Below are 12,264 nucleotides of genomic sequence, written 5' to 3' on the forward strand. Positions count from 1 at the left end.
AATATGAAAAAATTCACAAAAACACATTATTAATATCATTTTCTTAAATCACAAGGTAAAAGAGTAAAAAAAAACTCTTTTTTTATTTTTATAGGAGGAAATTATATGATAAAAGATTTAATCTACACCATTTCAAAAGAAAATCATTCAGAAAAAGAATTAAAGGCAATCTTAACTTCTCATCCTGAAATAAAATTTGTGTCTCTTATAGGCATAGATTTATCAGGAAATGATACTGACGAAAAAATTCCCATGAAAGTCTTTTTAGACGATATAGACACATTCCTAAAAGGAGCAATTCAAACTGATGGTTCATCTGTTGTTCTCCCTGGAATAGCAAGTTTAAATAACGCTAAAGTAGATATGCTAGCTGATGTTGATGTAAATTGGTATGTGGAATATAACTATGAGCATATAGATGCTGAAACCAATAAACCTATTGGAACTTTAAGAATTCCTTGCTTCTTATATCATGAAAATGTTGCTGTAGACTCCAGACACATTTTAAAACATTCTATAGAATACTTCAAATCAACTCTTTTAGACCTATTTAAAACACACCCAAACTCACTTGCAGCTTTTGACATAAAATATGATGACATAGAAGACATAGTTGCCACTTGTGCTACGGAATTAGAATTTTGGGTTAAAACACCTAACGATAAAGCCGAAGTTGAAGAACTTTCTACTTCTCAAGTATTGAAAGAACAATATTGGACTAGGACAAAAGGTGTTGTAAGAACATGTCTTGAAGAATCTTTGCTTATTATGGATGCATATGGTTTGGAACCTGAAATGGGTCATAAAGAAGTTGGTGGAGTAAAAGCAAAAATAGATGAATCAGGAAAACTTACTCACATAATGGAACAACTTGAAATAGATTGGAAATATTCTACTGCGGTACAAGCTGCTGATAATGAACTTTTAGTCAAAAGCCTAGTTAAAGAAACTTTTAGAAAAAATGGATTAGATGTTACATTCCTTGCTAAACCTATAGACGGTGTTGCAGGTAGTGGTGAACATACTCATATTGGAATAGCTCTAAAACTTAAAAATGGAAAGAGAATTAACTTATTTTCATCACCAAAGAAACATTTCTTAAGCATTTTTGGATATGCTTCTATAATGGGAATACTTAAAAATTATGAAGTAGTAAATCCATTTGTATCTTCTACTAACGATTCTTTAAGACGATTAAAACCTGGATTTGAAGCTCCAATTTGTATCGTAACCTCTATAGGTAATTCTGTAGAAGTTCCTTCTAGAAATAGAACAGTACTTATAGGTGTTATAAGAGACTTACAAAACTCATTATCAACAAGATTTGAGCTTAGAGCTCCAAATCCACATACAAACACTTACTTAGCTGTAACTGCACTTTATATGTCTATGTTAGATGGTATTAGATATGCAGTAACTGGTGAAAAAACTGAAGATGAACTTTTATCTGAACTTTCAAAGAAACCAGAAGATAACGCTGAATATCTAGAATTAGGAAGAGCTTATAGAAGTGAAGAAGATGTATTCGAAGACTTCTCCGATGAAGAAAGAGAGAAATTCTTTGGTAAAGCTCCTACTACTGTTTATGAAAATCTTTCTGCATTTGACAAATATCCAGATAAAAAAGCAGTTCTTATGCAAGGCGGTGTTTTAAACGAAAAACTTATAAACAGCTTTGTGCTTGGTACTACTAAAAGATGGATCGTGGAAATAAATAATAGAATCATATCAAATTATTCAGATGAAATAAGAGCTTGTAAGCCTCTTCATTCTATAGATAAAGCTTTAGACCTTGATGTAGCTAATTGGATGAAGATAAACGAATTGAGACACTATTTAATGAAGGATTCATACTCAAAGCAAAGCTTATTTACAAGAATAAAGATTGCTACTGATATAAAGAAATATGATGAAGTTTCGAATCTTCAAATAGAGCTTGATGAAAAAATAAAAGAATTAAGAGAATTATATTCTAATTATAAGAAAAATTTATTAGATATCTAAAATAGAACCCTACATAAATTTTATGTAGGGTTCTTTAAGTTGTACCTCTTATTATTAAATGTGTTTCAAAATAAATTTGTTTATTTGGTATAAATTTGCTGTTTATTATATCTATTAACAAATTACAAGACTCTCTTCCCATTTCATAAATAGGCTGAGCTATAGTAGTTAATTCTGGCTCAATTACCTGTGATATATGTATATTATCAAAACCAATGATACTTATCTCCTCAGGTATGCTAATACCTCTTCTTTTCAATACCTTTATTCCACCTAGAGCCATTATGTCATTACTATAAAATACAGCATCTATCTTTTCATTACTTTCTAACATTAATTTTGTAGATTTCATTCCACCTTCTATATTAAAAGCTCCTTTAAAAATAAGGTTTTCATTATATATGTTATATTTATTCATAGCATTTTTATAGCCTTCTAATCTCTGATTTGAAATTTCTAATGTATCCGGTCCTTTTACAAATGCTATATTTCTTTTCCCCTTACTATATAAATAATCTATTCCTTGAATAACTCCATTCTTGTTTAAGCAATATACTCCATAAGCTTCTCTGTAACTATCTATATATCTATCTACAAGCACAAAAGGTATATTGTTATTTTTCAACATTTCTATACTGACACTACTTTCTCCTCCAGATATAAAAATAACTCCATCAACTAATTTACTTATGAGAACCTTTATATATTTTTGTTCTTTATTAATTTCATTGTCTGTATTACAAAAAATAACATTATACCCCAAATAGCTTGCTCTATCTTCAATAGCTCTTGCGATAGATGCAAAAAATGGATTTGTTATATCCGGTAAAACTATTCCTATAGTATCTGTTTTTTTAGTACTTAAACTTCTCGCTAAATGATTAGGAATATATTTCATTTCTTTGGCTAAAGCTAATATTCTACTTTTAGTTTCCTCACTTATGTTTCCATCTCTTTTATTCAAAACCATAGAAACAGTTGCCTTAGATACTCCTGCCTTTTGAGCAATGTCCAACATTGTTACTTTTTTCATAATTACCCCTTGCAAAACTAATTTGTATTTTATTATAACTGTATTTTATTTAGAAAACAATTTTAATCCAATTAATACTTAATAATTGACAGTAAGTTTTAGTTAATAAAATCCAGGATTTACATCCTGGATTTTCAATTTTAATTTATTATTTTTTTATAAGTTTTAAATCTACAGGTATTTGTTTTGGAACGCTTTCACCTTTTATAACTTTTACTGCATTCTCAATAGCTAAGCTTCCCATTAAATCTGGTTGCTGAGCAACTGTAGCTGTCATTTCACCATTTGTAACTGCCTTTTTAGCATCATCAGTACCATCAAAACCTACTATTATAACTTTTTTACCTTGTAATGCTTTAACTGCACCTAATGCCATTTCATCATTATGAGCAAAAACAGCATCAAACTGTGGTGTAGACTGCATTATGTTTTGCATTACATTCAATCCCTTTTGTCTATCAAAATCTGCTGATTGACTTGCAACTACCTTAACGTTAGCTTTACCATCAACACCTTCATGGAATCCCTTACCTCTATCTCTTGTAGCTGATGCTCCCGGAACTCCTTGAAGTTCAACTATGTTTGCTTTTCCTCCTAATTGTTGTAGTATAAATTCTGCTGCCATTTTTCCACCCTTAACATTGTCTGAAGCTATATGTGTAACAACTGTTCCACTATTTGCTTGTCTATCTACAGTTATAACTGGTATTTTCTTATCATTTGCTACTTTAATTGAATTTCCAACTGCATCACTATCTGTAGCATTTATAATTAATGCTGAAACACCTTGTTGTACAAGATCATCTACATTTGATCTTTCTTTTGTTGCATCATTTTGTGAATCAACAACTACTAAATCATAGCCTAATTCTTTTGCCTTTTTAGTTGCTCCATCTTTCATTGTAACAAAGAATGGGTTGTTTAAAGTTGATATTACCATTCCTATTTTCTTTTTACCACCTTGGTTAGATGATTGTTGTTGATTGCTGTTACCACATCCTGTAAGCCCTGCAATTGCAAGCACACCTGTTAACATAAGTGACATCATTTTTAAACGTGTTCTTTTCATAATAATATTCCTCCCTTAATTATATATAAATAAATTTTTTATTTATTTTTCTTATCAAGCATAACAGCTAACAATATAACAAGTCCTTTTACTATTGATTGATAAAAAGGAGATACATTCATTAAATTCAAACCATTATTCAATACTCCTATTATCATTGCACCTATTATTGTTCCAGTAAGAGAACCTTCTCCACCTGAAAGACTAGTTCCTCCAAGTACAACTGCTGCAATAGCATCTAATTCAAAACCACTTCCTGCATTAGGTGATGCAGAACCAATTCTGCTGGTTACTACAATAGCACTTAATGCTGCTGCTGCACCAGACAAAACATAGACTAAAGCTTTAATTTTATCTGTATTAATACCTGATAGTCTTGATGAATCTTCGTTTCCACCAACAGCGTATACGTATCTACCATATCTAGTTTGAGTTAATACATACCAAGCTATTAAAGCTACAATAGCTATTATAATAACAGGTAGAGGTATTCCAATTATGGTTCCATTTCCAACAAAAGTAAAATTAGCTCCAAGTCCAGATATTGGAGTCCCGTTAGTATAAACATAAGTTACTCCTCTAAACACTGTCATAGTAGCTAGCGTTACTATAAAAGCTTGAATTTTTCCTTTTGCAACTATTATTCCATTAATTAATCCAATTAATCCTCCAATTATTACAGTTGCCACTAAAATTAAAACTATATTTACATTTTTTTGTGCTAAAGATGCAGCAATAGCCCCAGATATTGCAAGGGTAGATCCAACTGATAAATCTATTCCACCTGTTAATATTACAAAACACATACCTACAGCTATAATTGCATTAACTGAAACCTGTGTAAACACATTTAATATATTTGGAATAGTTAAAAATCTAGGTGTTAAAACTGATATAACTATACATAATATTAATAATCCTATTAAAGATTTATATTTAAAAAGCAAACTTTTAATATCTCTTTCCATTTTACACTCTCCTTCTGTACCTACATTGATACTTTAAACTCCAATAGCATACTTCATTATACTTTCCTGAGTTGCTTCTTCTCTCTTTAATTCTCCTGTTACCTTTCCTTCATGCATTACCATAACTCTGTCACTAACTCCTAATATTTCTGCCATATCAGAAGAAATCATTATAACAGCTTTTCCCATACTTTTTAATTTATTTAATACTTCATAAATTTCTTTTTTTGCACCTACATCTATACCCTTTGTAGGTTCATCAACTATTAATATTTTAGGTGAACGCATTAGCCATTTAGCTAAAATTACTTTTTGTTGATTTCCTCCACTAAGATTTTTAACTAATTGTTCCTGGTTAGGTGTCTTTATCGATAATTTTTTAATATACTCTTCTACTTCCCTCTTTTCTGACTTTTTATCTATTCTTTTCATTTTATTTTCATAACTATTCAAGTTAGGAAGTGTCATATTCTGGGCTACAGACATATTTAAAATAAGTCCTTCTTGTTTCCTGTCTTCTGATAAATAACATATACCATATTTGATAGCATCCTTAGGTGAATTAATATTTACTTTTTCACTATCTATATATATTTCTCCACAATCCTTCTTATAGTCTCCAAATATAGTCTTTGCAAGTTCAGTTCTTCCTGCTCCCATAAGACCTGAAACCCCTAATATTTCTCCTGATTTAATCTCAAAGCTTACATCCTTTACTTTATCTTTCATAGATAGATTTTCAACTTTAAGTAAAACCTTTTCTTTTTCTACTTCTTTATAAGGAAACTGTTCTTCAAGTTTTCTTCCTACCATCATAGTAATCAAATCATCTTTAGTTACATCTTTAGTTTCAACGGAATCTATATACTTTCCATCTCTTAAAACAGTTATAGAATCACAAATTTGAAATATCTCATCCATTCTATGAGATATATATATAATTGCTATTCCCTTTTCTTTTAGTCTTCTAATTACTTCAAATAACTTTTGAGTTTCCACATCAGTTAATGCTGTAGTAGGCTCATCCATAATAATAACACTAGAATTTTTAGTTAACGCCTTTGCAATTTCGATCATTTGCATTTCTCCAAGATTTATATCCTTGACTAGCGTATTTGGATTTATATTGCATCCAATTTGATCTAAGAAATATTTACTTCTTTCTTTCATCCAAGCTTTATTTATTTTTCTAGTACCTTTGCTAAACTTTTCATTACCTAAAAATATATTTTGAGCTACAGTTAAATTAGGAAGAACACTAAGTTCTTGATGTATGATAGTTATCCCTAAACTTTCAGCATGTTTTATTCCCTGAATTTCTATTTCATCACCATTTACAATAATTTTTCCTTCATCCTTTTTATATACACCACTTACTATTTTCATTAATGTGGACTTTCCAGCTCCATTTTCTCCAAGTAAAGCCAGTACTTTTCCACCATAAGCTTTTATATGCACATCTTGTAATGCCTTTACTCCTGGAAATGATTTAGATATACCCACCATTTCCAAAATAGGCTTTTTACTTTCCATACTTTATCCTCCTAATACTTTATTAAAATATAACCCCTGATTTTAAAATTATATTTGCATAAGGAGTCTGTTCTCCTGTTCTTATAACTGCTTTGCACTCCTTTAACTTAACTTTAAGCTCTTCATGAGTAATAAATGTTATTTTTACATCTCCAATTTCATTTTTTATTTCTTCATATAATTTAGGACTAACATCCATTGTTTCCTTAGCTATTTCAACCTCTTCAATTTGTAGTTCTTGTAATACTACTTTTAGTGTTTGTATAAAAGTAGGCACATCCTTTATAAGCGCTATATCTATTCTCTCTGTTTCCTTTGGAATAGGTAGCCCACAATCTCCAATAGCTAGAGTTTCTGTATGACCCATTTTTGATATAATACTTGAAATATTAGAATTTAACATACCAATCTTTTTCATTGTCTATTCCTCCCCATATATTTCCTTTACCTCTTCTAAATAAGGAAGTGAAGGCTGTGCACCTGATTTTTGCACTACTATAGATGAAACTTTGTTTCCAAATTTTATAGAATTCTCAATAGAATTGAAATCAACCACATCACTATTTATAAGTTTACTTGTAAGTGCTCCTATAAAACTATCTCCTGCAGCAGTAGTATCTATAGCCTTTACCTTATAAGCTGGTACAACGCTTAATCTATCCTTATCTGCTATAGCAGCACCCTTTTCTCCTAAGGTTATTATTACAAACTTTACACCCTTTTCTAAAAACTTGTTAGAAGCTTTTCTTATACTTTCTTCATCCTTAACTTCTATGTTAGTAAGTTCAAATGCTTCAGTTTCATTTGGTGCTATAATATCTGTAATTTTTAACAATTCTTCTGGTATATCTTTGGCAGGTGCAGGATTTAGAACCGTAAGCACACCATTTTCTTTTGCTATTCTAAAGGCTTGTATAGTAGCTTCTATTGGTGTTTCAAATTGAGCTACTAATATTTTTGAATTTTTTATAACTTTTTCTAATGCTTCTATATATTTTGTATCTATCTCCATATTAGCTCCTGGAACTACTATGATAGAATTATTTCCAATATCATCTACAGTTATAATAGCCATACCTGTAGGATTAATTTCGCTGTAACTTACATTGTTTACATCTATATTATCTTTCTTTAAAGCTTCAACCAGCAAGAAACCGTTTTCATCTTTTCCTACACTAGCTAACATGCATACATCAGCACCTAACCTTCTTGCTGCAACAGCTTGATTAGCCCCTTTTCCACCTGGTATTTTTTTAAAACCCTTTGCCAAAATAGTTTCTCCTGATTTTACCATTCTATCTACTCTTAGAACTAAATCCATATTTATGCTTCCTAAAATACAAATTTTTTGCATTTATTATATCACCTCTTTTTTAGTTAACCGGTTTAGTTAACCGGTTAATCTAATTTTATATTATCTTTTAATATATGTCAATAATTTTCTGTAAACTTTTTCACACATAAAAAAATAAGAACCTTATATTAACTAATAAAGCTCATACAAGGTTCTTATTTTTAAAATTCTCTTAATTGAAAAGTTTTTACTACCATATCTTTTTTATTATTTATAGGTTTCCAAAGTTCTATTCTATCTATTATGCCCATCTTGTGAAAATTTAAGTTTTTAGTATTTTCACAAGCTGTAACATATTCCTTGCTACTCCACTGTCTTGATGCAAAGTTAGTATTAGCTAGTGATACATGTAAATCCCAATTATCTATATTTTCTCTGACATCAAATCCATGCAGCTTTAAACTTTCATTTACCTGCCTTGCAATTCTAATAATATAACCCTTATTTTCTATTTTTAAATTAACAGACTTATATGGAGGTTCAAAACATATAGCTCCATTTATCTTTACTTTAAATCTTTTGTAAGGTTTTAATATATCTCCGATTATTTTATTTAACTTTTCAATATCCGGATCCCCTATAACTTCTAATGTTATATGCAAAACAGGCATATTTTTGTATAATTTATACTTTCTACATATACTTTTTTGCATTTCTTCGATAGAAGAATACGAATCCTTGTTAAATAACGCCACTAAGTAATATCTCATATTTGTTCAATCCCCCAAATTAATCTTAATAAAATAGTATAAAATGTGATTTTTTGATATAAATATAATCTATATTTTTAATAATATAATGTTTTCTCAACTTTTTCAATTAAATTACATAAAACATCCTCTTCACATTTTTAAAATTAATGTTAAAATATTATAGAATTATGTTATAATAAATTTTGTGTAGTAATATGAATTTAAGATTTTTAATTTAATATAAATTTTATTAATATGATAAGGATGGATCGGGAATGGATAAATTGGTAATTAACGGGGGAAAACCTCTTTTTGGTTCTATAGAAATAAATGGTGCTAAAAACGCCGCTGTAGCAATACTTCCTGCTGCTATACTAGCAAGTAAAAATGTTTGTAATATAGATAATATACCTAACATTGAGGATGTTCATTGTTTAGAAAGAATAATTGAAAGCTTAGGTTGTAAAATAGAAGTAGGAAAAAATTCAGTTGTTATAGATAGCACTACTATAAATAATGTAAATGCTAATACAGAAGATGTAAGAAAAATGAGAGCTTCTTATTATCTTATAGGTGCTCTTTTAGGTAGATTTAAAAAAGCTAGAGTAGAACTTCCCGGAGGATGTCCTATTGGAGTTAGACCTATAGATCAACATATAAAGGGATTTGAAGCTTTAGGTGCTAAAGTAGATATAACACATGGCTGTGTTGTAGTAGAAGCTGATAGATTAATAGGAACTAATATTTTCTTTGATGTAGTTAGTGTAGGAGCTACTATAAATGTTATGCTTGCAGCAACTCTTGCTGAAGGTGTAACTACTTTAGAAAATGTAGCAAAAGAACCTCACATTGTAGACGTAGCAAACTTTTTAAATAGTATGGGTGCTAATATAAAAGGTGCAGGTACTGATATAATAAGAGTTGTAGGCGTAAAAGAACTTCAAGGATGCTCCTATAGTGTAATACCTGACCAAATAGAAGCTGGAACTTATATGATCGCTGTTGCTTCATGTGGTGGTGAAGTACGCTTAGAAAATATTATACCAAAGCATTTAGAATCTATTTCAGCAAAACTTATAGAAGCAGGTACTGAAATAATTGAAGATGGCGACTGTATTACTGTAAAATCTAGTGGAAATCTTAAGGGAGTAAATATAAAAACTCAACCTTATCCAGGATTTCCAACAGATGTACAGCAACCTATGAGTACTCTACTAACAGTAGCTAAAGGTAGAAGCATCATATCTGAAAGTATATGGGAAAGTAGATTTAAGCATGTTGATGAACTAAAGAAAATGGGTGCCAACATAAAAGTAGAAGGTAGAACTGCTATAATAGATGGTGTTGATAAGCTTACAGGTGCAGTAGTTAAGGCAACTGATTTAAGAGCAGGTGCTGCTATGGTTATTGCTGGCCTTATTGCTGATGGAGTTACTGAAGTTCTAAGTATTGAACATATTGATAGAGGTTACCCAAATATTGAAGATAAATTCAAAGCTCTAGGTGCAGATATAAAAAGAGTTAGCTGCTCGGAATAGTATTAATTTAAGATAGGAGAATTATTATGATTTTCTGTCCTCTATATAGTGGCAGTAGTGGAAATAGTATATTTATATCTTCTAATAACACTAAAGTTTTAGTAGATGCAGGACTCCCTGGGAAAAGTATAGAAAAAGCACTTGAGCATATTGGAGAAAATCCTGCTAACATTGATGGAATATTTGTTACTCATGAACATATAGATCATATAAAGGGCGTAGGTGTATTATCTAGAAAATATGATATACCTATATATACCAATGCGCCTACATGGGATTCCATGTCAAAAAACATTGGTAAAATAAAAGAGAAAAATATTAAAATATTGCAAAGCAATTGCATAAGCATTAAAGATATGGATATAACTAGTTACAAAATTTCTCATGATGCAGCGGCTCCCTCTGGATATTCTCTGAGTTGTAAAAATAAAAAAGCTTGTATAGCAACTGATTTAGGCTTCTTTTCTACAGAAATTCGTAAAACTCTAGAAGATGCAGATGTAGCTCTATTAGAAAGCAATCATGATGTAGAAATGCTAAAATTTGGTCCTTATCCTTATAATTTAAAAAAGCGAATTTTAAGTAATATAGGTCATTTATCCAATGATGATTGTGGCAAAGCTATTGTTAATATAGTAAATAGTAAATTTAAGAAAATTATTTTGGGACACTTAAGTAAAACAAATAATTATCCTGAACTTGCGTATCAAACAGTACTAAACATACTAAATGAAGCTAAAATTGATTTGAACAAAGATTTAAATATTTCTGTAGCTAAAAGAGATATGCCTAGTAATTATATAGAATTTTGATAAAAAGGTGAGGAATATGAAAAAAACTCTTTCGATACTCATATGTTCCATGACTATATTTTCTGTGGTAAGCTTAACAGGATGTAAAAACAAGGACACTATAAGTTCTGGTGATAAAGAAAAGCAGATTGCTTTATCAAAGGAAAAGGAAAATGCTTTGGATTTAAATATATATTTTGGATCTTCTAATAATTCTACTAACTCTACTGATTTATCTAAAGAACAAAGAGTTATAAAAAAAGATGAATTATTAGGCGAGACCATTATTAATGAGATTATAAAAGGTCCTAGTGTAAAAAACAATTTAAATTCAGTTTTACCTAAAGATACAAAGCTTTTAAGTTTTTCCATTAAAGACAATACTGCTTATGTAAATTTTAGTAAAGAGGCAAATATATCTATGAATGCATATAAAGAAGAAACTTGTTTAAAAAGCATCATTTTTTCTTTAACTGAATTGCCTTCAATACAAAAAGTTAAAATTTTTATAGACAACAAGGATACTAATGTATGGGGAAATAATTTTACCTTAACATCCCCACTTGGAAAAGATACTATATCAAATGCTAAGAAAAAGTAAATTATAATAAAAAGTGGTATAAAAAGATTATTGAAAAATATTAGGTTTTTTATTATAATATTTGAAGTAGTGTGCATTTTTAAGTTAGTAATATATTTTCAAAAGGAGATAAAACTATGAGTTTGTATAAAAGTTGGACAGATATGGTTGTAGATTTTGTTAAAACTAGAGGAGAAGCAGCATTCTGGAAAGAATATGGTTCTATTGAAAAAAGTATTTATACAAAAGTTTTGGCAGAACATAATCATATTATAAACGGAAGCATTAAAAGCTTGGCTGATAAATTTGAAACTTCAACAATATTCTTTATGGGTTTTCTAGATGGAATTAATGACAGCCTTTTTGAGCCTTTTGACCTTAATACCCTAGAAGAGGATTCTAACATTGAAGTAAAAATAGATTTTGAAAAATTATATTTTAACATGTTAGATGCTAAAGCTGATTATCTTTACACTCTTCCTCAATGGGAATCTATATTCTCTAAAGAAAAGAGAAAAGAAATACATAAAGATTGGGCTAATTCTAAAACTGTAGTAAACAAAAACAAAGTAGGAAGAAATGATCCATGTCCATGTGGCAGTGGAAAGAAATATAAACACTGCTGTGGAAAAAATGCTTAGTTTGAAATTAAATCCCTACACTTCAGTGTAAGGATTTTTTTCTTTATTAAAATACCATATA

At 29.7% G+C, this 12,264-nt stretch carries 12 protein-coding genes; 5 read left to right on the top strand and 7 right to left on the bottom strand.

The features are described 5' to 3' along the window. The first annotated feature begins 105 nt into the window (after positions 1–105). A complete protein-coding gene (locus tag EG57_RS0217300; RefSeq protein WP_032078408.1) occupies positions 106–2,004 on the top strand; it encodes a type I glutamate--ammonia ligase in 1,899 nt (632 codons plus the stop codon). A 34-nt stretch (positions 2,005–2,038) separates the two neighbouring features. Here the strand turns inward: EG57_RS0217300 and EG57_RS0217305 are convergent, their stop codons facing one another. The 7 genes from EG57_RS0217305 to EG57_RS0217335 all read right to left on the bottom strand — a co-directional run bounded on the left by EG57_RS0217305 (position 2,039) and on the right by EG57_RS0217335 (position 8,671). After that, on the bottom strand, positions 2,039–3,037 hold the full coding sequence (locus EG57_RS0217305) for a LacI family DNA-binding transcriptional regulator (RefSeq protein ID WP_032078409.1): 999 nt from the start codon (positions 3,035–3,037) through the stop codon (positions 2,039–2,041). Positions 3,038–3,185: 148 nt separating this feature from the next. After that, entirely contained in the window at positions 3,186–4,106 is a 921-nt protein-coding gene (gene rbsB, locus EG57_RS0217310; protein WP_032078410.1) for a ribose ABC transporter substrate-binding protein RbsB, read from the bottom strand. A 38-nt stretch (positions 4,107–4,144) separates the two neighbouring features. Further along, the gene (locus tag EG57_RS0217315; RefSeq protein WP_032078411.1) at positions 4,145–5,074 is read right to left on the bottom strand and encodes an ABC transporter permease subunit; all 930 of its coding nucleotides are present in this window, start codon (positions 5,072–5,074) and stop codon (positions 4,145–4,147) included. A gap of 33 nt (positions 5,075–5,107) precedes the next feature. Continuing rightward, the gene (locus EG57_RS0217320) at positions 5,108–6,607 is read right to left on the bottom strand and encodes a sugar ABC transporter ATP-binding protein (RefSeq protein ID WP_032078412.1); all 1,500 of its coding nucleotides are present in this window, start codon (positions 6,605–6,607) and stop codon (positions 5,108–5,110) included. A gap of 22 nt (positions 6,608–6,629) precedes the next feature. Then, positions 6,630–7,025, bottom strand: coding sequence for a D-ribose pyranase (gene rbsD, locus EG57_RS0217325; RefSeq protein WP_032078413.1), 396 nt, complete (start codon positions 7,023–7,025; stop codon positions 6,630–6,632). A gap of 3 nt (positions 7,026–7,028) precedes the next feature. Continuing rightward, positions 7,029–7,961, bottom strand: a complete 933-nt coding sequence (rbsK, locus tag EG57_RS0217330) for a ribokinase (protein ID WP_032078414.1) — start codon at positions 7,959–7,961, stop codon at positions 7,029–7,031. A gap of 161 nt (positions 7,962–8,122) precedes the next feature. Further along, a complete protein-coding gene (locus EG57_RS0217335; protein ID WP_032078415.1) occupies positions 8,123–8,671 on the bottom strand; it encodes a 2'-5' RNA ligase family protein in 549 nt (182 codons plus the stop codon). Between the two features lie 257 nt (positions 8,672–8,928). Between EG57_RS0217335 and EG57_RS0217340 the strand changes: the two genes are divergently transcribed. The 4 genes from EG57_RS0217340 to EG57_RS0217355 all read left to right on the top strand — a co-directional run bounded on the left by EG57_RS0217340 (position 8,929) and on the right by EG57_RS0217355 (position 12,203). After that, complete coding sequence (locus tag EG57_RS0217340) at positions 8,929–10,191, top strand: UDP-N-acetylglucosamine 1-carboxyvinyltransferase (RefSeq protein WP_032078416.1); 1,263 nt, start codon at positions 8,929–8,931, stop codon at positions 10,189–10,191. A gap of 26 nt (positions 10,192–10,217) precedes the next feature. Then, entirely contained in the window at positions 10,218–11,003 is a 786-nt protein-coding gene (locus tag EG57_RS0217345; RefSeq protein WP_032078417.1) for an MBL fold metallo-hydrolase, read from the top strand. Between the two features lie 16 nt (positions 11,004–11,019). Further along, entirely contained in the window at positions 11,020–11,583 is a 564-nt protein-coding gene (locus tag EG57_RS0217350; protein WP_032078418.1) for a GerMN domain-containing protein, read from the top strand. Between the two features lie 116 nt (positions 11,584–11,699). Beyond that, the gene (locus EG57_RS0217355; RefSeq protein WP_032078419.1) at positions 11,700–12,203 is read left to right on the top strand and encodes an SEC-C metal-binding domain-containing protein; all 504 of its coding nucleotides are present in this window, start codon (positions 11,700–11,702) and stop codon (positions 12,201–12,203) included. Positions 12,204–12,264: the final 61 nt, after the last annotated feature.

This window comes from Clostridium drakei (genome assembly GCF_000633595.2).
Taxonomy (GTDB): Bacteria; Bacillota; Clostridia; order Clostridiales; family Clostridiaceae; genus Clostridium_AM; species Clostridium_AM drakei.

Excerpts from the sequence above, each read along its gene's own strand:
- EG57_RS0217345 (WP_032078417.1), top strand. The coding sequence starts at position 10,218 with ATGATTTTCTGTCCTCTATATAGTGGCAGTAGTGGAAATAGTATATTT.
- rbsB (WP_032078410.1), bottom strand. The coding sequence starts at position 4,106 with ATGAAAAGAACACGTTTAAAAATGATGTCACTTATGTTAACAGGTGTG.
- EG57_RS0217320 (WP_032078412.1), bottom strand. The coding sequence starts at position 6,607 with ATGGAAAGTAAAAAGCCTATTTTGGAAATGGTGGGTATATCTAAATCA.
- EG57_RS0217350 (WP_032078418.1), top strand. The coding sequence starts at position 11,020 with ATGAAAAAAACTCTTTCGATACTCATATGTTCCATGACTATATTTTCT.
- EG57_RS0217315 (WP_032078411.1), bottom strand. The coding sequence starts at position 5,074 with ATGGAAAGAGATATTAAAAGTTTGCTTTTTAAATATAAATCTTTAATA.
- EG57_RS0217355 (WP_032078419.1), top strand. The coding sequence starts at position 11,700 with ATGAGTTTGTATAAAAGTTGGACAGATATGGTTGTAGATTTTGTTAAA.
- rbsD (WP_032078413.1), bottom strand. The coding sequence starts at position 7,025 with ATGAAAAAGATTGGTATGTTAAATTCTAATATTTCAAGTATTATATCA.
- EG57_RS0217340 (WP_032078416.1), top strand. The coding sequence starts at position 8,929 with ATGGATAAATTGGTAATTAACGGGGGAAAACCTCTTTTTGGTTCTATA.
- rbsK (WP_032078414.1), bottom strand. The coding sequence starts at position 7,961 with ATGCAAAAAATTTGTATTTTAGGAAGCATAAATATGGATTTAGTTCTA.
- EG57_RS0217335 (WP_032078415.1), bottom strand. The coding sequence starts at position 8,671 with ATGAGATATTACTTAGTGGCGTTATTTAACAAGGATTCGTATTCTTCT.
- EG57_RS0217305 (WP_032078409.1), bottom strand. The coding sequence starts at position 3,037 with ATGAAAAAAGTAACAATGTTGGACATTGCTCAAAAGGCAGGAGTATCT.
- EG57_RS0217300 (WP_032078408.1), top strand. The coding sequence starts at position 106 with ATGATAAAAGATTTAATCTACACCATTTCAAAAGAAAATCATTCAGAA.